Source organism: Pollutimonas subterranea (assembly GCF_002849655.1).
In the GTDB taxonomy this organism is placed as follows: domain Bacteria; phylum Pseudomonadota; class Gammaproteobacteria; order Burkholderiales; family Burkholderiaceae_B; genus Pollutimonas; species Pollutimonas subterranea.
Window position 1 is genome coordinate 433,755 of record NZ_PDNW01000001.1, and the last position, 21,935, is coordinate 455,689.

The following is a 21,935-nucleotide window of genomic DNA, read 5'->3' on the forward strand; positions in this document are numbered from 1 at the left end:
CGCGGATGAAAACTTTTCGATCTGTGTATATACTAGCGGCGATACATTCAGATACGAGACGTAAGTATGGAAACAAGCAAAACCTCAGGCTCCTTTCCATTTGCTGGAGAAGCCGCAATTTATTCTCAACATGGCGTCTACCAATCCGGTCCCTTCATGGGCAGGCCTATCGCACACCCCTACAACACCGTGCTGTTGCGTTTAAGCAGAATGGGCGTAAGCGTGCCAGAACGGCAATTCGACGAAACGGACAAGGAATATATTATTCGCCTGGATCGCACCTATACAGGTCTATTCCAGGATGTCGTCTCCAGCGGCATACTGGGCGTGGATGTTCGCTAGCCCGGTAAGGCGCGCCGGCATCACGCCGGCTGGCCCAGGATCTCGTCCAGCCAGTCAAGCACCCTGCGGTTAAGCAAAGAACGGTTGCCCATTTCGCAGTGGTCGCCGGCGCCGTCCCGATTCGACATCTCGAGCAATTTCTTCGGACAGCGCAGCGCATCGTAAAAGGCGACTGCGCCGCCGGCCAGCGGATCATCCTGCGCACGGATAACGAGGGTAGGGCAGCGGATCTGATCTATTTTTTCCGCCATGGTGTAGCGTTCCATTTCCCGCATGCTTGATGTCGACCCCCATTTTCATTGCAAAGGCTCGAAAGCCATCCGCGGGACAGGCTTGCGCCGGGTCCGCGATGCACGCAGCCAGCCTGTGCTCCACGCCTTCAGCCATCAAGCGGTCTGCGGTATCGGTCCAGGCCTTATAAAAAGCGCCGTCGTCGCCGTCACCGACGGTGTGGGCGCTGGACACGGAGCGAATGACGATAAGCCGTAACCGTTACGGACCGAAATATGCCATGTGTCCACGGCCATTGGATGCCCCGTATCTGCCATCTGGCTTATTGGTGGCCCGCGGCAGAAAGGCGACTATCTGGGGGCAGTTTCGTACATGCGTGGGGCAGCCGATGTTGAAACATCGCCTATGGAAACTGCAAATCGACAATCCCGAGTAAACGACTAAATATGGAGATGATATGACAGAGAACATTGATCAAGTAGCCACTCCCGACGAAGGCATTGTCACCGATGCAATTCCAACTGAAGAAAATGCAGACCTCGTTCAAGAGCCTGAAACTGCTCTGGACGATGATGCCAGCCCCGAAGGGGACGTTGAGCCCGGCGAGGAAGACGACACCGTTCAAGACGCCGTTGTTGAGGACAGCGAAGTTGAAGCCGATGGCGATCAGCCAGCCACGCCCTAGTCAATAAGAAAAAAACCGGTCAGAGCAAGGCTTGCTGTTTGCCTGGCTGGTCCAGCGCAATCCGCCCTTTCAGGGTTGGGATGCCACCAATACTGACGTGATCGCGCGTTAGGCTTGCCGCTTGCTGGATGAACGTCGACGACTATGGGAGATTGATTATGGTTACCGACAAAGACCTGGAAAGGGCTCAGCAAGATCGTGAATTTGCCGAAGAGGCCAGTCTGATAAAAATAGGCCGTAGCGAACCCGCATTGGGACCCAGCGACTCATCCGACTCGGGCAACGATGTCCCGCTGAGCATGCCGGACACGGATAGCGACAGGAACAATACAGGTGAACGGCCGCAGGTGGAGAACACCGGCGAGGAGCCTCTGGACGACGATATCGAGCCCAACAAGATCGTATCCGAAGACCGCGCGGGGTTGGCACGTACCGCGCCGGATCCTGAACGCAACGGCGGCGTGAACGAAAGCTGATGTTGGACCGCTGACATTCAAAGGAAATTCGCGAGCCGGACCATAATCGTTGTAGTATGAAGCATTATTTTACTAATCGAAATGATGGTCGCGCGAAAACGAATCGGGAGAAGCCCCTTCCTGACGCAGTGGGTATGGTTGGGAGCGGCGCTGACAGTGCTGCTGACGTTAATCGCGGTAAATCTCTACCGGACGCATGGTCGGATCGCGGAGCGCGAAGAAGAACGGCTGTCAGCCCAGGTTGGGATAGTCGCCGACAACATGCAGTATCAGTTATTGACAGTCAGTTCGATCCTTGACCGTATCCTGACGGATATGCAGGAAAGCCGTACAACCTTGCTATCGGGCGATGTGGTCGGAAGCTATTTTTCCGCCTTGGCAGCCGCTTTGCCCGGCGTGCGGTCTATCGCGATTGTTGACGCGCATGGCAATACGATCGCCTCGGATCGGAGCCAAACAATCGGTCGAAATGTTGGCGGCCATCCGTATTACCGAGAAATCAAGGCGCATCCGGACGCGCATGCTTTATATGTTTCTTTACCCTACCAAAGCTCGCTCTATTCCAATGTCGTCAACGTTAGTCGAATGATTCCCGGCCGAGACGGGGAATTTGCCGGCACGGTCTCTGTAATGCTTAATCCGCCGTACTTCAGCGCGTTGTTGACGTCGGTGCTATACGCCCCTGACATGTGGGGCGGAATTTATCATGCCGATGGCCCAGCGTTCGTCACCGATCCCATGAAACTGAGCGCCGCGTCGGTGAGTCACGCTGGCCATATGATTGTGCAGCGTTCAGTGAATCCCGCCACGTTGAAAATCGACAAGCCATTGATGATCGAGTTAGGCCGAGACGAGACCGAGATATTTTTGCAGTGGAGCCAGGATATTGCGTTTCGGACAATGATTTTTTTATCGATCTGTCTTGTCAGCTCTCTGGCCGTGCGGGCGTTTCAGTTTGCTCAGCGCAGGTCGGAACATCAGGCAGCAGGCGCAGAGGCGGTCTTGCAGGCGACCCGGGAGAACTATCAGCTTATCGTTGAAAATACTACCGACCTGGTAGCGAAGCTCGACCCGCAGGGAAACTATACCTACCTGAATCAAGCGTTTTCGAGTATTTATGGGAAGGCTGCAGGCGAGCATCTCGGCGAGCATTTTTCCGCGCGAGTGGTGGAGGCCGACCGCGAGCTTGCCCATACGTCGTTTCGAAAGCTGTTCGATCCGCCTTACGCACTCAGCTTCACGCTACGCGAGTTGACCATGGGCGGCATCCGCCATTTGCAATGGACCGCGAGGGCCTTGTTCGATGTGCGCGGGAATACGACAGAAATTATCGCCATCGGACGGGATATGACCGACCATATGCGTCAGGTAGGTATCCTGGAACATCAGGCGTATCAGGATTTCCTGACCGGATTGGCGAACCGCCGCTACTTCATGGAACTAGCCAGGGAAGAGCTGATACGTGCTTCATGCAATGCAGAGGCAGCTTGCCTGCTTATGGTCGATGTGGATCATTTCAAGCATATCAATGATGCGCATGGACATAGGGTGGGCGACCTGATGCTGCAAAGCTTTAGCAAGGTGCTGCTCAAGACTTTGCGTTCGGGCGACATCATTGCGAGAGTGGGCGGGGAGGAATTCGCCGTTCTAATGCCCGAAACGACGCTTGATCTGGCGGTGGAGATAGCTGGGCGGCTGAAAAGCGCCATCGCTGAAAACGCGCTGTGCGTCGAGAATACACCCGTGTTGCGCGTCACCGCCTCGATCGGGGTCGCCGCGTGGTGCAGTGGTCTCGACCTCGATGACCTGATGGAAATGGCTGATGGCGCTCTATATCAGGCCAAGCATTCCGGGCGCAATAGGATCTGTGTTGCCGGGAGATCGGCCGGCATTGAACGCCAAGGCGCGCATTTCACGGTGCCAAATACAGGAAGTGCCGTAGAAACTTTCATTTAGCGAAGACGTCTCGGCGTCGGTCGCTACTCCGTGTCATTCAGCGTGTACAGGAAAGCGGCGATGTCGCGCGCATCCTGTTCGCTTACGTCCAAATCCGGCATGGCCGACAATGGATCCACGTCGGTCGGATTGCGTAGCCAGCGCAGCATGTTGGCTGGCGTATTGGGCAGCACACCGGCAATGTATTGCCTGCTGGCGATTCCAGCCAGGGGTGGGCCGACATGGTGATTCGCACCCACGACGCCCGGTATTGCATGACACGCTACGCACAGATACTGCTGCAGCGCCTTTTGTCCGGCTGCGGCATCGCCAAGTTGCGCGTCCGGCGCCGTTGACGTGGCCGATATCCTTGGCGTCTGTATTTCCGCTTGCTTCGGCACCGAACCATGCTGGCTGATCCAGTCCTTGTAGTCGGCGGGTGACAAGGTTGGCAGGACTTTAACGAACGCCACCACGTCCCATATTTGCTGGTCGGTCATTCGGTACCGCCATGCCGGCATACCGCTCATTTTGATGCCATGCCGGATTACCCAGTAGATCTCGGCTGCCGACCACACGCGGGCGGTATCGACCAGAGATGCGGGCACAGGCGTCAAGCCAAGGGCGAAGGGCTGCGGAGCAATGCCCGGTGCGCCGTGACACTGCACGCAATGCGCATCAAAATCCTTGAAGCCGTTTACGGCGCGGTCGGCGCTGTTCAGGTCCGGCACGTTCAGTTCACTGGTACGCAACTTGACCGAGCGCCGCAGGGAAGTCTCGAGCAGGTGGTAGACGACCGCCGTGTGCTGGCTGGTCGCGCTGACGTCGTACACGCCGGTGTAGACAACGATGCCACCCAGCACGGCGGCGGCTACCGCTGATGTCGCGAGAGTGATGCCGGCCACACGCTTCCATGTCCTCATCGTCCAGTGTCCTTGTTCTTAGTCCAGGGTGAGGAGGTAGGCGGTGATGTGCCGGGCATCCGCTGTGCTCATCCCCATGTTGGGCATGGCGGTACGTGGATCGACCGCCGGAGGATCCAGCAACCATCTCACCAAATTGTAGGGGTTATTGGGTAATACACCGCCCACGTAGCCACGCAATGCCATTTTTTCCAGTGGCGGGCCCACGTTGGACGAAGGCCCACGGACCCCCGGCACGGTATGACAGGCGACGCAGCCATAACTATCGACAAGCTGCCGTCCACGGATAGGGTCCGCCCCCTCCAATGGGTCGGGTTGACCGCGTGGCGAAAGCGGCAGGCGTTGTTCGCCGCAACCGGCAAGCAGCAACAGGGCAATCATCCCCAGCAACGCTGCCGTTCGGCATGCGGGGCTTCGGGTTAGGCGACTGTGCATGTCAGCGATTCCTCATTTGGGAACAGCACAGCAATTTGTTTGCCAGGGTCAATTTATGGCGAGCAGCAAGGGCGTAGGGACTGGAGAGGAGCAGCGCGGCTGGCGATTCACAGGCAGGCGTGGTATGCAATGTGCTACGCATAATGCAGCCCCTGCAAGAAACCGAGGCAGGTCCTGCATTTCTTGGTCGAATCTAGTCCAGATACTACATGTCCCGTTCGCGCCATCCTTATTCCGTGCTTCTCACCGTATTGCCGCTGCCGGTGTGGGCCGACGTGCAATCAGCCCTCAATCCGGGAAGCGAAGATGCCCGTCGCGTTGTGGACATCAGCTGGATGCTGTTCGTCGGTGCAACCGTGATCTTTCTGCTGGTGATGCTTATGCTGGTGCTGGCGCTTTATGGTCCGCCGCGCATGCGGGGGCTGCTTGGCCGTCGTTCATTGATCATTGGCGCCGGCATTGTTTTTCCGGTGGCCGTCCTCAGTGCACTGCTGATTTATACCTTGAGCGCGGCATCGCTTATGGCTAGAGCCGACACGCCGCCCGCGGCGCGCATCGAGGTAACCGGCGAGATGTGGTGGTGGCGGGTGCGGTATCTGGACAATGACGGCCAGCCGATGTTCGAGACGGCGAACGACATCCGCATCCCGGTCGGGCAGCCGGTAGAGCTTGTGCTCAAGTCCGATAATGTGATTCACAGTTTCTGGGTGCCGAATCTGGCCGGCAAGCTTGATATGGTGCCGGGCCACGTCAACCGGCTGCGCGTGCAGGCGGACGAGCCGGGCCGCTTCCGCGGCCAGTGCGCGGAATACTGTGGAGCCCAGCATGCGAAGATGATGTTCGATGTGCAGGCGCTTGCTCCAGACGACTTCCAGGCGTGGCTGGCATCGCAGCGCGAGCCGGCGCGAGCGCCGGCCGATGACCGGCTTGAGGCGGGAAAGCAATACTTTCTGCAGGCCTGCGCTCAATGCCATGCCATTCGGGGTACCGAGGCAGTCGGCACGCTCGGTCCCGACCTCACGCATATCGGTACCCGCCTTTCACTGGCCGCCGGTGTCCTGCCCAATAACGTCGGTACGCTGGCCGGCTGGATTGCAGGTAGCCAGCATATCAAGCCGGGCAACCAGATGCCTTCGTTCAATCAGTTTTCCGGCGAGGGCCTGCGGGCCATCGCGCACTATATGGAAAGTCTCAAGTGATGCCCGACAATCACGTGACAGAACAGGCCTGCACGCTGCCCAATCCGCTGCCTCGCCCGGAAGGCGAAATCGAGCAGTTGCGGCGCGCCTGGCAACGACCGACAGGTTGGCGTGCAATCACTGTCGTCAATAATAATTATGTAGGCCTGCTTTATGTCGGCACGGCATTGCTGTTCTTTTTGCTCGCAGGCGTGTTGGCGCTGTTGATGCGTACCCAATTGGCCGTGCCCGACAACGATCTGATCGGGCATGACCTGTATAACCAGCTGTTCACCATGCACGGCACGGTAATGATGTTCCTGTTCGCCGTGCCGGCGGTGGAAGCGATGGCCGTATTGCTCCTGCCCAATATGCTGGGCGCCCGCGACTTGCCGTTCCCCCGGCTGTCAGCCTATGCATATTGGGCTTATGCCGTTGGCGGCATCGTCTTCTTTTGCAGCATCTTCGTGGGACTGGCTCCGGAAGGCGGCTGGTTCATGTACCCACCGTTGACCAGCACCGCCTATTCACCAGCGGTCAACGCCGACCTTTGGCTGCTGGGCATAGGCTTTATCGAGATCTCGGCGATCGCGGGCGCGATTGAGCTTGCCGTCGGCATACTGCGTACGCGCGCGCCCGGCATGACGCTGGACAGGATGCCCGTTTTTGCCTGGGTGATGCTCGTGTTTTCCGGTATGGTGATCATCGCGTTCCCGGCGGTTATTGTCGCAACCGCGCTGTTGGAACTGGAGCGCGCCTTTGATATGCCGTTCTTTATCGCCGGCCGGGGCGGCGACCCGCTGCTGTGGCAGCACTTGTTTTGGTTCTTCGGGCATCCCGAGGTCTACATTATCTTCCTGCCGGGGGCCGGCATGGTGTCGATGATCATCCCGGCCATGACTGGCGTCCCGCTGATCGGCTACCGCTATATCGTGCTGGCGGTGGTCGCCACTGGTTTCCTCAGCTTTGGCTTGTGGGTGCACCACATGTTTGCTACCGGTATTCCGCAGCTATCGCTGAGTTTTGCGTCGGCCGCCAGCATGGCGGTGTCTGTGCCGACTGGAATACAGATATTTGCGTGGATCGCCACGATTGCCGTTGCCGTACGATTGCGGCCCTTGAAGGTGCCGATGCTTTTCATACTCGGCTTCTTCTTTATCTTCGTGCTTGGCGGGCTTACCGGGGTGATGGTGGCCGTCATTCCGTTCGACTTGCAGGCGCACGACACGTACTTCATCGTTGCCCATCTTCATTATGTGCTGGTGGGCGGCATGGTCTTTCCGCTGTTTGCGGCCTTTTATTACTGGGCTCCGTTCGCCAGCGCACGCGTTCTATCGGAGCGTCTGGGTCGCTGGGCATTCTGGCTGATGTTCCTCGGCTTCAATCTTGGCTTCTTTCCGATGCACCTCACCGGCCTGGCTGGCATGCCGCGACGTGTCTACACCTACGCGGACAGTTATGGCTGGGGGCTGCTTAACATGATGTCGACCATCGGCGCCTATATGATCGCCGCCGGCGTGCTGGTGTTCCTGATTGACCTGCTGCGCAACCTCCGGCCGAGCGGCGACAAGAGTGCCGGCAATGTCTGGCAGGCGGGCACGCTGGAGTGGCTCCCCAGCAGCTCTTTTGGCCCGCGCAGTGTACCGTTCGTGACAAGCCGCGAACCGCTGTGGGATCAACCCGATCTTGCCGAAGACGTGGACGCCGGTCGCTATTACCTGCCGAATGCGCCGACGGGCGGGCGTTCGACGCTTGTTACCAGTGCGATCGATGCACGCCCCGAGTACGTGCTCGAGCTTCCGGGTCCAGGCTGGTCGCCTCTTCTTGCCGCGCTGGGCACGGCTGGGTTTTTCCTGCTCCTGACCTTCAAGTTGGTCGCACTGGCCGCCGCATGCGGCTTCCTTGCCCTGGCAATGATATGGCGCTGGTTATGGGATGCTGACGCGGGTCCCCGGCACCCTCCGGTCGACATTGGCGGCGGGCTGCGTCTGCCGGTATCTTGTAGCGGCAGCGCTTCCCATTCCTGGTGGGCAATGATTGTCCTGGTGATGGTTTGCGCCAGCATCTTCAGCTCCTTGCTGTTTGCCTATTTGTTCTTGTGGACGACGTCTCCCGAGGTATGGCTGGCATCGCCGCAACTTCCGGCGATGACGTTGCCGGCGCTGTCTGCCTGCCTGTTGCTGGGCAGCGGCGTGCTTGTTGCATGGATGGGTCGCCGGCTAAGGCGGGATCGGCAAAGGCTGCTTCGCGTGGGCCTGCCGGCCGCCATCCTGATGCTGATCACAGCGATAGCCCTCGAAGGCTACGGGCATTGGCTCACCGGCCTGCGGCCGCAGGACAGTGGCTATGCCGCGTCCGTCTATGCCTTGGTCGGATTACAGGGCCTGTTTGTGATCGTGCTGAGCTATATGGGTGTATTTACCGTAGCGCGTTCGTTGGCAGGCAGATTGTCGCCGGAGCGGCCTGCCTGCTTCGATAACACCATGATTTTCTGGTATTACGCGGTCGCACAGGGCTTGCTCGGGCTTGGGGTGGTCCACGGCTTTCCGCGTCTGGTCGGGTGAACGCCATGCAGAGCCGCTTCTCGCGCACATTCCTGTCCATGCTTGCCGGCCCTATCATTTGGGCGGCGCACTACCTGTCCATTTATACCGTCAACGGCATAGCGTGCGCGCGGCCGGCGCTGCACGGCACCTGGGCCGGCATTCCGGTGTCTTCATGGATCATCATCGCCGCGAGCCTGCTGGCGCTTGTCGCGATGGCGCTGGTCTATTTGCGCCAGCGCACACGCATGCCGCCTATGGAAAATCCAGGATTCCTGCCGTGGCTTGCCGGTGCGCTAAGCCTGCTGTCCGGCGTCGCGGTGGTTTGGGAGACGATACCTGTATTGCTGCTGCCGGCCTGTGCTTAGGCCGCGCCTTTGTTACTGTAGGCGTACCTTAGTGTGGTCGCCGCGACTTTCGCTTCGATCTTCGCGCCATCATGTTCAGGCCTTCAACGGCCGCCGAGAATGCCATGGCTGCGTAGATGTATCCCTTGGGTACATGCGCGCCGAAGCCTTCGGCAATCAAAGTCATGCCTATCATGATCAGAAAGCCCAGTGCCAACATCACCACAGTAGGATTGTGGTTGATGAACTCGGCTAACGGGTTGGCGGCAAGCAGCATCACCGTTACCGCAACCACGACTGCGATCACCATGATCGGTATGTGCTCGGTCATTCCCACGGCCGTGATGATGCTGTCGACAGAAAAAACCAGATCGAGCAACAGGATTTGCACGATGGCAGCCGAAAAGGACATCGACACAGCCTTTCCGGCGTTCTTTCCTTCGAACATGTCGCCTTCAGGCGGGGGATCGACACTATGATGGATCTCCTTGGTCGCCTTCCATAGGAGGAATAGACCGCCGGCGATCAGGATCATGTCTTTCCACGAAAAGCCTTGATCGAACAGGTGGATGACCGGCTCGGTAAGCTGCACGATCCAGGCGACTGTACCCAAAAGACCCAAGCGCAAAATCAATGCGAGGCCGATACCTATTCGCCGTGCCTTCGTTCGCTGGGCTTCGGGAAGTTTATTGGTAAGAATCGATATGAAAATGAGGTTGTCGATACCCAGCACGACTTCCATTGCAATAAGAGTGGCCAAAGCCACCCAGGCGGTGGGATTGACGGCAAGCTGTATCAGATAGTCCATGTGGCTTCACCCCTGTTCAACCAGCGCACGTAGCTAAGTGTTTGTTGAGTTGCGATTTAAGTATTGCACACATTCTCACGCAGCAACACAGGCGGTCAGTGTTATTCGCCAACGCCATCATTTACCGTAATACCCCCGTGTTAAGCTAAATTTAAGAATTGGTATTCCTCATTTTTTACCAGCATCATTTCATGACCGAACCATACTGGAGCAAGCCATGCGCAACGACTCACCCAGCCACTACGGCGGCACAACACGTTTTCTACACTGGGGAATGGGCTTGCTGATTCTGCTTCAGTTCCTGAAGCTTGGGGACCGAATACGCGATGGCGAGCACTGGATTGGCCAAACCATCGTCCCGTGGCACATATCCATTGGCGTCCTTATATTCGCATTGGCGATCGTACGCTTAGGATGGGCAATGCGACAACGCCCGCATCGACCGCAACCCGAGGCCTCCCCGGCAATGGTCAGGCTGGGGCATTTTTTGTTGTATGCCTGTATGTTCCTCATGCCGCTTACCGGCCTCGCGGCAATGCTCGGAGGCGGCTACGGACTTACCGTCTTCGGCGTCGATATCGTCACAAAAACCGAGGTGGAAATACCTTGGCTTGGCGCGATCGGAAACCTGCATTCGCCGATCGCGTGGATTTTCGTAGTACTGGTAGTGGGCCATATTGCCGCGGCGCTATTCCATCACTTCGTCAGGCGTGATCAAACACTGCGTCGCATGCTGGGCCAGTAACAAGGGCACGCTCAGGGCTTCGCACGGCGCCGGCGCTCCGGTACGCGGCTTGCTGCATTTTGTTCTCAAAGCAGTGATGGGCAACCATCCGGTATACGGAACATTCAGCTAAGGAGAAAGCAAGATGCGTAACGACAATCAGCGCCGATATGGCAGCGATCGTAGTGCAGGCGATCGGAATGAAGAGGATGGCAGGCAGGGGAGGTCGGGTGGCGGCGGACAGGGCGGCGGTTACCGTGAGCGGGGCCAGCACTACGACGACGCCCCTCGCTATGAAGGCGGATACGAGCGCTCCGACCAATTCATGGGTACCCTGAGCCAAGGCCGCGATTTTGATAGCGGTCGGGACTTCGACAATGGTGAGCAGTACGCAAACCGGGAGGGCAGCCATGGACGTGGACAACGCACTGCTCATGACGACCGTTATGGAGGCGGGGGTCAGAACTACAGCGGTGGCCAGGGACGTTATGGCGGTGGCGGTCAGAACGAAGGCCGTGGCGGCCGAGAATCGAACTATGGCAGCCATCAAAGCAACTTTGAAAACTGGCCATACGAACAAGGCGGCTATGGAGGCCGTGGCGGTGGCGGATACGAACGCGAACAAGGTTACGGCGGCTACGGTGGGGGCCTGGGCGGTCGAGGCTTTGGCTCGTCGGAAGGCGGCGAATCGGATTGGCAACGCGGCCAAGGGCGCAGTGGCCAGGGGCAAGGCCAAGGAATGGGTTGGCAGTCCGGGCGCCAGCGACATACACCCAAAGGCTACAAACGCTCTGATGAACGCCTGCGCGAAGACATCTGCGAACAGCTAAGCCACAGTGGTCTGGACGTAAGCGACGTATCGGTCAGCGTAGCCGACGGCAAGGTCACCCTTGAGGGTACCGTCCAGGACAGGCGCACAAAACATGCCATTGAAGATCGGGCCGACGACTGCATGGGCGTGCAAGACGTCGATAACCGTATTCGCGTCGAGCGGGAAGGTTCATTCGGGCAACAAACCCCCGGAGGCATGAGCCGGCAAATCTCTGCGGAAATGAGGGCGGGGGGCGGTGGCACTGGCTCAGAAGGACAGGGCGCCGACAGCACCGGCGGCAGCAACTCGATGGGCGGTGCTGGACAGCCCGCAGGAAGCTCGGGTAACAAAACCGGTTCGTCCAGCGGTTCCAACAAGAGTTAAGGCAACACGAATCACGTCCTGATCCAACAGGTTCACGCATCGCCGCCACCGCCCTTGTGCCGCTGGCGGCGGTTTCTTTTGCGCCCCTGCCGTACCCATCTCGCGTTTAGCGCCTCAATGTGCAGGGCAATTGGCCGTCGGAAATATCTGCCGCGTTATGCGAGTACGTCATCAGTTTCCGACCGCGCTCGGCGGCCAGTGTGCTCGTGTCCCATGCGGGGGCTGTGTGATAAAGTTTAGGCCTAATACGATTTGTTACTCATTGCAATAGGCAGTGTGGTGGCATTTGCGTCCCTGACTATTTCCCTTTGGTATCTCACACAAGATGAAGACAATTGCCCCTTTTGCATTGGTGTTGTTACTCGGGGCTTCCCCATCCTCGGCCATTGAATACCGAAGTATTGAAAACCCGGCGGGAAGGATAGTATTTGAGGCGCGTTTCTTCGACGTGGAGGATGGACCCTACATCGAGGAAGGCGATGAGTCGCAGGAGTCGGTTTGGGCGTGGCAGCCGCATTTGCAGGAGCAGATCGTCACCGGTTTGAAATACTGGGCGGAAGTGATACAGCCCATGGGTGACAGCGCGCAGCCGACGATTGTGAATATCGGTACGGACGACACTCCTGGCAACGCCTTTGGCGGTTCACCGCTGGAGAACGGTGATGCCGGCACCAAGACACTCCTTCAACAGAGTTTGCAAGGACTTCCTGTTGACGAAGACGATCTGAATGTCGGCGCACATGGTTACTTTGGCCTAGGCCCATCCGGTTACCCGATCACATCCGCGCTTACGCAGATTCCGCTGTCTGGAAAGGACGACTTGGTTTCAACCGCAATTCACGAGCTTGCCCATGGTCTGGGCATCCTGGGCGGGGCTGACGACGCGGAGGGCCCCTTCACACCTCAATTTGCGGACGTGCTTACCGGTATGGCGCCTTTGATGGTCGACGACAACGGTAATCCGGCCAGGCCGAATCAGGCCATACTGTGTGAGGGCTGCGACAACGCCTATGATCCCGCCGCATTCGATGTGCGCAGCGACCGAGGCATACTGGTTGGCCCAAATATTCTTGAGGCGCTGGACGGTGGATTGCCCGGTGTACCTGTCACCATGCTCTATGAGGTCGGCGGCGAAACGGGCGTGGACAATAACAATATGAGCCATCTCGAGCTCAACAACAGCACGATGAGCCACCAGAACTACCGCAGTTACACGGCGTTCACGGAGGCTGAGCTTGCTGTCCTGCAGGACATAGGCTACACGATAGATCGTCGAAACTTCTTCGGGCGCTCGGTATACGGAAGTGGCTTGGATATCGTCAATGATCGAGGCTTCTTTGCACGAAATGCAGAAGGCACGCAATATCTGCATGGCCAGTACAACCGCGCATCCCTTGGACTTGGCCTGCACGTTTATGGCAGTCACAACCGGATTCGCCAGGTCGGCGACTTGTTGGCCGCGGGTGCGGGCGGCGCTGGAATAAGGGTGGACGGCGAAGGCAACACGCTTATCATCGACCCCGGAGTGCGTGTGCATGCAAATGGCCTGGACGGCCAGGGCGTCATGTTCGCCTACGGCAAGGATCATGTGCTGGTGCAGCGCGGCGATGTGGAAGCGCAGGGCACGCGAGGTGTGGGACTGCGCTTTGACTTCGGCGACAACGGCCTGAGCAACGAGGTTGAGTCCCGCGGGTCATACATCCGTACACTTCATGGCCAGCCCTTCGATTTGCTGCCGGAGCTGCAAGGTCCACTCGTACGCCAGGCAGACATCAGCGGCCGTGTGGCGGGACGCGAGGCGGCCATCTACATTTCCGCCAACGCCCATGTGGGCAGCATCAATTTGATGCAGGGTGCACGAGTCGACGGTGACATCGTGTCCCGCTACGCCGAGCGCGATGCGGCCGGCGACCTGCGCTTGACCACCGTCTCTTTCGGCCAACGCGCAGACGAGCAAGGCCGGGCGACAGGCGTTGCGGATTCCGATTTTCGCTTTGCCTACGCCGGCAATATCAGCGGGAAGGACAACTTGACGCTGTCTTTCGAGGGCGGTGAGACGCGTCTGAGTGGTATGCACCAGGTGCATGGGGCGGCTGTTCGCGATGGCGCAACATTGTCGGGCACGTCGACGTTTGGCATGGCGCCAGGCACCAGGTTTTCAAACCATGGCACGCTTGCTCCCGGCAACTCCATTGGACGCATGACCGTCGACGGTGATTACGCGCAGACGTCTTCCGGTAGGCTGGCAGCGGAGTTCATGGCTAGCGGTGCGCACGATGTAGTGGCCGTCAGCGGCACTGCAGATCTCGCCGGCACGCTCCAGCTTACCCCGATGGCAGATTGGTACAGCAGCGCCTGGACCGTACAGACGGGCAGCGTGGTCGACGCGGCCGTACAACGCGGTGAATTCGGTATTGTTGCATTCGCGTCCACATCCCCGACCCTGGACTTCAGCGCGACGGCATTGGGCGGGCAACGCTACCTGCTGGAGGCTCATCGTGCCGCCGATGCTTACAGCCAGTATGGCCAGGATGACAATGAGCGGGCGGCGGGTCAGGCGCTGCAGCAGGTCGCCGGGCACGCTCCATCAGATGCGCAGTCCTTTTTCCGTACGCTGGACTTCTCGGCGCCGGATGGCAGCGAGGTCGGCCGCAGCTTGTCTCTAGTGTCGCCGGCTGGCTATAGCGCAGGCTTTGCCGCATCGTTGCAGCGCGAACGCGATGTGATGGATACCGCCTTGCGCGGCTTTGGCGAAGGCTTGGGCAATAGCGGTTCAGACTGGAAGGGATTTGCCGTTGCCTTTGGCGGCGAGGGCAGGCAAGACGCCCGCGATTCGATCGTAGGTTACGACGCCTCCACCTACGGCGTTGTCATCGGTGGCGGTCGGCGCCTGAACGCGCAGCCGGACACTTTCGTGGGTGTCCACCTGGATATCGCCGATCAGTCCGTGAGACTCAAGGCGCCGCAGTGGGGCAAAGGGGAAAGCACCGCCTTCGGCCTGGGCGCGCAAGTTCGATACCAGCCTGACGCGTTCGCGGGCCCCTATGCCTATGGCGGCGTCCGGTTCGGCATCGAAGAGGGCTCCATGGACCGTCACGTGGCAGTCGGCGACTATTACGCCGCACATTCGGCCGACTGGACCGGCCATAGCGCTTCGGTGCAGGCAGGCGGTGGCTATCGATGGCGCCTTAGCCCGACATTGTCGGCAGGTCCCTTTGCGTCACTTAACTACGCACGGGTATCGCGCCCAGGCGTCGATGAGTCGGGCGCAGCCGCCACGCGCCTGTACCTGGACAGCCAGCGTATCGACGCGCTGCGCTCCAGCATCGGGATGGGTGCCAGCATGATGCTGCCATTGCAATCACAAGGTGAAGTCAGGGCGCACGCCCAGGCGAGCTGGGAGCATGAGTGGCTGAACCGGAATGTGACGCAAACGGCGCGGTTCGCGGCGTGGCCGGCGGCTGCTTTCGAAAGCACCAACGCCGTGTTGCCGCGCGACAGCCTCGCCCTGCGCGTAGGGGTGGACTGGAAGCGCAGCGAACGCTTTTCTACGGGCATCGACCTGGGTGGCCGGCTGGGCAATGGCTATAAGGCGTTGGAAGGACAGTTGTCGATGCGTTGGCGGTTCTGATTTAACTGTTGCATTCCATGGAAGTCTGTTACGATTTCGAGCACTTGAAAGTGGTGGCGGAACATGCTGCGGCATTGTGGCTGCATTGGAGACAAATTTGAACAAGACGATTCCGGCCTTATTTACCGCGGGCTTGACCGCGCTGGTTCTTACCGGGTGCAACAGCGGCAGCGGCTCCTCGCAGGACTCTGCTCGAGGCCCGCAGGGCCCGAATATTCTTTTTGTCATCATGGATGACGTTGGCATCGATCAGATGAAGGTCTTCGGCTATGGCGGGACCATCGGGCCCGATCTGCCAAATATAAATGCCGTCGCCCATGCCGGGGTTCGCTTCCGCAATACGTGGTCCATGCCCGAATGCTCGCCTGGCCGAGCCGCCTTTTTCGTGGGCCGCTATCCGGTGCGCACCGGCATCAATCAAGCCATCGGACCCAACGATCTGGCTACGTCTCAACTGTCGCCTTACGACATGACCACCCCCAAGTTGCTCAAGAAGGCCAATTACGAAAGTGCCATGTTCGGCAAGTTTCACCTGGCCGGCCCCGAAAATAACGAAGCAGAGAACGCAACGCCCAGCACGCTTGGCTGGGACCGCTTTTACGGCTGGGTGGGGGGACTGCCCGGGTCTATCGACACGTCGGCAGGGGGCGCGGCACCTACTAATTCGCATATGTGCGGCTTCATTCCGGGTGAATTGGCCAAGGGCGGCGCGAGGACGGGCGCCTGCTATCAGCCCGACAACAGTTGCTCGGTCATTACCCGCACATCACCCGATCAGGACGCGGCTGGTTTGCAGTGCCTGGCTTCGGGTGGCATCCTGGTCCCCGACGCCACCTGCGGCATTCCACCAGCCTCGCTCGATTTCACACGCCAGAACGGCTATTACGTGTCGCCCCTTGTCAGCATCGAAAATGGCGATGTAGAGGTGGTGCCGCTGACCGACGCCCGCGCACGCGGTTACCGCACGACTATCGAAACCGATGCCGCGATCGACTGGATCAAGTCCCGGCCATCGGATAGGGCCTGGATGGCCACGGTCAGCTACAGCGCTGCCCATACGCCATGGCAACAACCTCCGAAAAAGCTGCTTGCAGGACACGTCGGCCCGCTCGATCATCTTACTTGCACCGACAGCACTCTTGATACGCGGCTTATTCAGGACCGCATGACGGAAGCCCTGGATACCGAGTTCGGCAGGCTTCTGGTTGAAACCGGCTTGGCCAAGCGCGGCCAGGATGGCAGCCTCGACTACGACCCCAAAGCAACGAATACTGTCATCGTGATCGTTGGCGACAACGGCTCATTAGCCGCTGCGGTGAAGCTTCCTTTCGACCTTACGCGGGCCAAGGGCACCGCCTATCAGACAGGTGTATGGGATCCGCTGATCATCGCGGGCCCACAGGTTGTCCAGCCAGACCGGGAAGTCGATCACATGGTCAATACTGTCGACTTGTTTCAATTTTTTGGAGAGTTGGCCGGCCTCGACGTTCATAAAGAAGTTCCCCGGACCGTCGATTCGGTGGGCATTTTGCCCTACCTGACCGATTCCGGCCAGGGTAGCCTGCGTACCATCAATTTCACCATGGGCGGCTTGAACGAGCAAGCCAACGGCGGACGGAACGGGCCTTGTGTCATCAGCACAGCGTGCACGGTTATCCCGACCTCCAAAAGTGTTTGCCAAGACAACCAAGGTGTATGGTGGGGGGCCGGTCACACCGACTCCTCGGTGCTGGCCAATCCCGATGGCGATGGGTACCTGTCATGCGCCGCAGTAAACCAGGCGCGGTACAAGAACGGCGATTCGCTGCTGAACCTCGTGCCCGAATCATCCGTGGCCATCCGCAATGACCGCTATAAGCTGGTACGCAATTCAAGCGAGGACTACGTGCCGGCGACGGACAGTTTCGCTATGGAAATCGTCGATGGGTTGTACGAGATCAATCAGGCCGCACCCACGCCGCTGTTGGACACTGCGGATCGCGACTTGTTGCCAGGCGCGAATGCTGAAACGCTCGCCGTCTACAACGAGTTGCGCACCAAGCTTGAAGATATCCTGGCCTCCGAACCGGAATGCCCGGGCGATGGCAACATGGACGGGGTGGTCAATGGTGAAGACCTCGGTAATTGGGCACGGATCGCTCATGCCTGGGGCATGTCCAGCGTTTATGACTTTGTGACCGGAGAATTCCGAGACGGCAAGACGGACAACCGCGACGAAACGATCATCCAGGCGAATCTGGGCAAGACCTGCGAACGCACTCATGCTGTCTATTGACGCTTCCCATCGCAAATGGCTATGGGGCTCGGTCGCAGCGCTTGGCGTCCTTGCGGCTGCAGTTGCCGCAGTGTGGCAAAGTCCGTCTTCAACAGCGCTGGCCGAACCGATCGTGGTCATCGGAGATGGCGTCTCTACGCCTGCAGACATGGCATGGGTGCCTTCCGGTTCTTTCCAGATGGGCAGCGACAGCAAGCTGGCACAGGCCAACGAGCGGCCGGCCCATGCGGTAAGGGTGGGGGGCTTCTGGATTGACATTGCCCATGTCACCAACGATCAATTCGCCGAGTTCGTGCGGCAAGCCAGCTATGTCACGACTGCTGAAAGAAAGCCCGACTGGGAGACGATCCGCGTCCAGCTGCCACCCGGCATCCCAGCGCCACCGGACGAGGTATTGGTGCCCGGAGCCATGGTCTTCGTTGGTACCGACCGTCAGGTCGATTTAAGCGATTACTCGCAGTGGTGGCGGTATGTGCCCGGTGCAAATTGGCGCCATCCGCAAGGACCTGGCAGTTCCATCGAAGGCAGGGGCGACCATCCCGTCGTACAGGTCAGCTATGAAGACGTGCTGGCGTACGCCAAGTGGGTGGGCAAGCGCTTGCCGACTGAAGCGGAATGGGAGTATGCCGCACGCGGCGGGCTGGAACAGGCGACCTATGTGTGGGGCGACGAGCTCATGCCGGACGGCAAGCCGATGGCCAACTACTGGGACAGCAAACTAGGCACTTTCCCAGTGGTCAGCCCCAAAGCCGGCGGCGCCGAGGGTACTCTGCCGGCCCGAACCTTCCCGCCCAACGGCTACGGCCTTTATGATATGACCGGCAACGCCTGGCAATGGGTAGCCGACTGGTATGGCGCCGATTATTTCAGCAAGCAGGCGGGCGCCAAAGGTCCGGTCGCCGACCCGCGTGGCCCGGAAAAAGCATTTGATCCATCCGATCCGGGTGTGCCCGCCAATGCGCCAAAGCGCGTCATACGAGGCGGCTCGTTTCTTTGCAACGAGAGCTATTGCCTGTCATACCGTCCCAGTGCGCGGCGGGGCTCCGATCCATACAGTCCCATGTCGCATGTGGGATTCCGGCTAGTCAAGGACGCGCCCGCACCGGCGGCTCAAGCGGCTTCTTAAGAGCCGCCGCTGCCGGTTACCGATCTCCCCCTAGAAGCGCGGTGCGTCGGCCTACGAGCTAGGCCGGCAATCCTTGCCCATGTTCTGCTCGATGACGGACCGGTCGGCTTCATTTGTCAGGCCATCGTGATTGAAGTCGTACCAACTGGATCGTCCGCCGTTCAGGGTGCTGTAGTGCTTCCAGTTTTCAATGTCTGCGTCATCCACCATCAGATCCAGGTTGCCGTCGCCCGGGCAGACGGTTCGGCTGTCGAGAAGCGCGCTTAATTTACTCTGAAGCGCTGCGTAGTTTTGCTGTGCTTCAGGTGTCATGTTGGGCAGAGCCAGCAGATTGCTGAGCGCATTATCCAGTTTGGGCAACGGTGCGGCCTGGTCGACCTGATAAAACTCATCGGCTGATTCAATTTGCTGGCTGGCGCAGTTCAGGCGATCGATGCGCACCAATTTGTAGAAGTCGTTGCGAATGGCTTTTTGCGAATTGGGCAAGATATCGACCGGTGATTCACCCTGGGCAACCAAATAATCATTGACAGCGCAGCACGAGCCTAATCCCTGGGGGCCGGCCACTCCGCCCGGCCCATACCAGGTTCCGCTTTGGTCTTCACAGATTCCTTTCTGGGGAAAGACTTGCACGCACATATTGGATGTCGGGATGACGCAAGGCGGCGGCGCGCTGGCATTGCTCGAAGCAATGTTGGTTCCCGTCTCGGTATAGTTGGTGTCGCGTATGCTTTCCCGGCCAGGTTCGGTCAAGTACGCCAGCACGGGCTTGGCATCGACCTGCAGTGATTCCGGCAGCGTCTTCTGTAGATCGATACCGGCCAGCTCGCTGAACAGGCTGTACATATCGACGGAGCTCACCATGTGCGGAACCTCTCGGCCGGGTTCCTTGACCATCGGGCCAGCCACGATCAAGGGCACCCAGACGCCTGACTGATAAGGAAAGCCCTTGGCGCGGGTCAGATTGAAGGGCAACTTCACGCTGGGACCATAGGTGCCATTGTCGGCCATGACCACCACCACCGTGTTGCTGTTCTCGGGGCGGTAATCCAATGTGCCGTCCTTGGCATAACGGGCAATGCCGGTCTCGACCAGCAAGCGGCCTATCTCTTTGTCCATGGCCTCGAGCATGTGGTTGGTAAGCTGCCGCTGTTCCTGCAAGTCGGAGGAGCATGTATAAGCGCCGATCTTGAGCGCATCGCCAGGCAGAAGAGAGGCCGGCGGCGGCTGAAGCGGCGTATGGATGGCTGAGTAGCCTACACTGAGCATCCAGGGCTGACCGAGCTTCTGTTGCTTCACCCAGGCGACCGCTCGATCGGTTTCCAGGGTGCTGCGATAACCGCGGCTGCGTGCATCGGAAGGCGGCAAGACCTCCACCCCGCCATCCGGCTGGTTAATGATCAACTCGCTGGTGTAATAGCCGTTCTGCAAGTTGAAATCCAGATAGGCGGGCACGGATGCGCGGCACGACTGTCCCGGATCGAAGATCCCGCCGCCTTCGAGGCAGGCGAGGCCTGGTGTTGCCGTGCTGGCGGTGGAGATTGCCGTGCAGCTGCCATTGGGCTTATAGCAGGCGCCGCTGTCGGCTCCATGGGTTGGATCGTTGTTGACGTTGGGCACGAAGCCGCAGCCATAAACGGCTCCGCTTACATGGTTGGCGCCCCCCGCCGTTTTATCGATTGGATAGGGACCGCCGTCGAGGTAGCCTTCGAAGTAGTCCCACCCAAGTTCGTGCATCACGCCGTCTCCAAACGGATTGTTCGCCGGATTGAGGTTGGAGCCCGATAGGTGCATCTTGCCGATGACGGCATTCACGTATCCTTTTTCCTTCAGGAGCTTGGGTGTCGTGATTTCAAAGGGGGATACCTGCGAATTGGCCAGGTCAGATGCAACGATGGCATTTTTGACATCGGTACGGAAGGGATAACGCCCTTGAAAGAATGTGGCTCGACTCGGCGTGCACGTGGGCATGGACCATGCGTTTCGGAAGCGTACGCCGACATGGGCGATGGCGTCTATGTTCGGCGTTCTGGGCACCTGCGAGGGGATGAGCCCACCGTAGCCAAATGCCGACAATTGGTCGACACCCAAGTCGTCGAGGACGACAAAAAGAATATTCGGCGGTTGTGGCCCTTTATCGGATGCCACCTCGCCGCCGCTGCTGTCGCATGAAGCCAGTATAAAGACGGATAATATCGCTGCAAGCAAAGCTGGGATTGTTCTGTTCAAGGTATCCTCCGTGTGTTGCCAGACCCCCCCGAATGCAGCGCAATCGAGCTTTTATATTGTCTATAAATTCGGTCACCCACACGCATTGTGAGGATTGGATAAAATCGTAACAGTATTTATCGTGCAGGTCACTGAGATAATGCTGCAAGACAAGGACATGATGATGGGCATGTGGACAACTTGGGATCTTGGGCCGGCTGCTGTCGTGCTGGCGGCGGTGGCGTTTGCGTTGGTTCTGTCGACGCCCCTAAGCCGCGCCGCTTACCGTTTGCCCCGGGCCCTGGATGCCCAATTACCACAGCAACCCTCAATGACCCATCGACGTTATCGCTTGGGTTTTTGGGTGGCCGCCCCGATTCTGGCTATCTTGTGTGCCTGGCGATTTGGCGCAACACCTGCCACGGCCGCTGCCATTGTCTATGTCGTTGTTCTTCTTGCGCTGGCCTGGATCGATGCCGAATCGGGCTTTCTGCCGGACATGTTGACCATCCCCTTATTGTGGCTGGGCTTGCTCGTGAATTTGGATGGCACCTTTTCCATGCTGGCCGACGCCGTGGTGGGTGCCACGGCAGGCTATCTAGCGCTCTGGGTCATTTGCGCCTTCTTCTTACTGCTGACCGGCCGCCAAGGGATGGGCCGAGGCGACTTTAAGTTGCTGGCTGCGTTGGGTGCGTGGTTGGGCTGGGCGCCACTGCCTTTAATAGTGTTGACCTCATCGTCGCTGGCGTTAGCAATTGCCCTGCTGCGGCGCATGGCCGGTCGCATGAAAGCAGGTGAATCGTTCAGTTTTGGCCCGTACCTGGTGATAGCGGGCATTGCCGCTCTGCTGCGGCTGTAGTAATAAGCACGGCC

General features: G+C 59.0%; 19 protein-coding genes. 14 read left to right on the plus strand and 5 right to left on the minus strand.

What is annotated here, in order from left to right; all coding sequences use genetic code 11:
• Window positions 1–66: 66 nt before the first annotated feature.
• A complete protein-coding gene (locus CR159_RS02060; protein WP_102072313.1) occupies window positions 67–342 on the plus strand; it encodes a hypothetical protein in 276 nt (91 codons plus the stop codon).
• A 20-nt stretch (window positions 343–362) separates the two neighbouring features.
• Here the strand turns inward: CR159_RS02060 and CR159_RS02065 are convergent, their stop codons facing one another.
• Entirely contained in the window at window positions 363–617 is a 255-nt protein-coding gene (locus CR159_RS02065) for a hypothetical protein (RefSeq protein ID WP_102072314.1), read from the minus strand.
• Between CR159_RS02065 and CR159_RS02070 the strand changes: the two genes are divergently transcribed.
• The 4 genes from CR159_RS02070 (at window position 616) to CR159_RS02085 (ending at window position 3,690) form a co-directional block, all read left to right on the plus strand.
• A complete protein-coding gene (locus CR159_RS02070) occupies window positions 616–831 on the plus strand; it encodes a hypothetical protein (RefSeq protein ID WP_102072315.1) in 216 nt (71 codons plus the stop codon). The genes CR159_RS02065 and CR159_RS02070 overlap by 2 nt on opposite strands.
• 199 nt (window positions 832–1,030) lie before the next feature.
• Window positions 1,031–1,258, plus strand: coding sequence for a hypothetical protein (locus CR159_RS02075; RefSeq protein ID WP_102072316.1), 228 nt, complete (start codon window positions 1,031–1,033; stop codon window positions 1,256–1,258).
• Window positions 1,259–1,416: 158 nt separating this feature from the next.
• Window positions 1,417–1,734, plus strand: a complete 318-nt coding sequence (locus CR159_RS02080; RefSeq protein ID WP_233208133.1) for a MatE family transporter — start codon at window positions 1,417–1,419, stop codon at window positions 1,732–1,734.
• A 156-nt stretch (window positions 1,735–1,890) separates the two neighbouring features.
• On the plus strand, window positions 1,891–3,690 hold the full coding sequence (locus tag CR159_RS02085) for a diguanylate cyclase (RefSeq protein ID WP_158238488.1): 1,800 nt from the start codon (window positions 1,891–1,893) through the stop codon (window positions 3,688–3,690).
• A 23-nt stretch (window positions 3,691–3,713) separates the two neighbouring features.
• Here the strand turns inward: CR159_RS02085 and CR159_RS02090 are convergent, their stop codons facing one another.
• Window positions 3,714–4,592: a c-type cytochrome gene (locus CR159_RS02090; RefSeq protein ID WP_102072318.1), complete on the minus strand. Its 879-nt coding sequence runs from the start codon at window positions 4,590–4,592 to the stop codon at window positions 3,714–3,716.
• A gap of 18 nt (window positions 4,593–4,610) precedes the next feature.
• Entirely contained in the window at window positions 4,611–5,027 is a 417-nt protein-coding gene (locus CR159_RS02095; RefSeq protein ID WP_102072319.1) for a c-type cytochrome, read from the minus strand.
• A 209-nt stretch (window positions 5,028–5,236) separates the two neighbouring features.
• Here CR159_RS02095 and coxB point away from each other — a divergent pair, with 209 nt between their 5' ends.
• From coxB to CR159_RS02110, 3 genes are read left to right on the plus strand one after another with little or no spacing between them, the layout of a single operon-like run.
• On the plus strand, window positions 5,237–6,226 hold the full coding sequence (coxB, locus tag CR159_RS02100) for a cytochrome c oxidase subunit II (RefSeq protein WP_102072320.1): 990 nt from the start codon (window positions 5,237–5,239) through the stop codon (window positions 6,224–6,226).
• Window positions 6,226–8,769 carry a cbb3-type cytochrome c oxidase subunit I gene (locus CR159_RS02105; protein ID WP_102072321.1) on the plus strand — a complete coding sequence of 848 codons (2,544 nt, stop codon included), beginning with the start codon at window positions 6,226–6,228 and terminating at the stop codon, window positions 8,767–8,769. Before coxB ends, CR159_RS02105 begins: the two co-directional genes overlap by 1 nt.
• A 5-nt stretch (window positions 8,770–8,774) precedes the next feature.
• Entirely contained in the window at window positions 8,775–9,116 is a 342-nt protein-coding gene (locus CR159_RS02110) for a hypothetical protein (protein WP_102072322.1), read from the plus strand.
• Between the two features lie 28 nt (window positions 9,117–9,144).
• Here CR159_RS02110 and CR159_RS02115 read toward each other — a convergent pair whose 3' ends face one another.
• Window positions 9,145–9,903 (minus strand): TerC family protein, encoded by a 759-nt coding sequence (locus CR159_RS02115; protein WP_102072323.1) that lies wholly within the window; start codon window positions 9,901–9,903, stop codon window positions 9,145–9,147.
• Window positions 9,904–10,120: 217 nt separating this feature from the next.
• Between CR159_RS02115 and CR159_RS02120 the strand changes: the two genes are divergently transcribed.
• The 5 genes from CR159_RS02120 to CR159_RS02140 all read left to right on the plus strand — a co-directional run bounded on the left by CR159_RS02120 (window position 10,121) and on the right by CR159_RS02140 (window position 18,854).
• Window positions 10,121–10,648 (plus strand): cytochrome b, encoded by a 528-nt coding sequence (locus CR159_RS02120; RefSeq protein ID WP_102072324.1) that lies wholly within the window; start codon window positions 10,121–10,123, stop codon window positions 10,646–10,648.
• Between the two features lie 124 nt (window positions 10,649–10,772).
• Entirely contained in the window at window positions 10,773–11,822 is a 1,050-nt protein-coding gene (locus CR159_RS02125; protein WP_233208134.1) for a BON domain-containing protein, read from the plus strand.
• A 325-nt stretch (window positions 11,823–12,147) separates the two neighbouring features.
• Window positions 12,148–15,453 carry an autotransporter outer membrane beta-barrel domain-containing protein gene (locus tag CR159_RS02130; RefSeq protein ID WP_102072325.1) on the plus strand — a complete coding sequence of 1,102 codons (3,306 nt, stop codon included), beginning with the start codon at window positions 12,148–12,150 and terminating at the stop codon, window positions 15,451–15,453.
• A gap of 97 nt (window positions 15,454–15,550) precedes the next feature.
• Window positions 15,551–17,728, plus strand: a complete 2,178-nt coding sequence (locus tag CR159_RS02135; RefSeq protein WP_233208135.1) for a sulfatase-like hydrolase/transferase — start codon at window positions 15,551–15,553, stop codon at window positions 17,726–17,728.
• Window positions 17,715–18,854, plus strand: coding sequence for a formylglycine-generating enzyme family protein (locus CR159_RS02140; RefSeq protein WP_102072326.1), 1,140 nt, complete (start codon window positions 17,715–17,717; stop codon window positions 18,852–18,854). Before CR159_RS02135 ends, CR159_RS02140 begins: the two co-directional genes overlap by 14 nt.
• A 51-nt stretch (window positions 18,855–18,905) precedes the next feature.
• On the opposite strand, the gene CR159_RS02145 is transcribed toward CR159_RS02140, so the two are convergent.
• Window positions 18,906–21,083: a sulfatase-like hydrolase/transferase gene (locus CR159_RS02145; protein WP_233208136.1), complete on the minus strand. Its 2,178-nt coding sequence runs from the start codon at window positions 21,081–21,083 to the stop codon at window positions 18,906–18,908.
• Window positions 21,084–21,177: 94 nt separating this feature from the next.
• On the opposite strand from CR159_RS02145, the gene CR159_RS02150 reads away from it, so the two are divergent.
• Window positions 21,178–21,921: a prepilin peptidase gene (locus CR159_RS02150; protein WP_233208137.1), complete on the plus strand. Its 744-nt coding sequence runs from the start codon at window positions 21,178–21,180 to the stop codon at window positions 21,919–21,921.
• The last annotated feature ends 14 nt before the right edge of the window (window positions 21,922–21,935 follow it).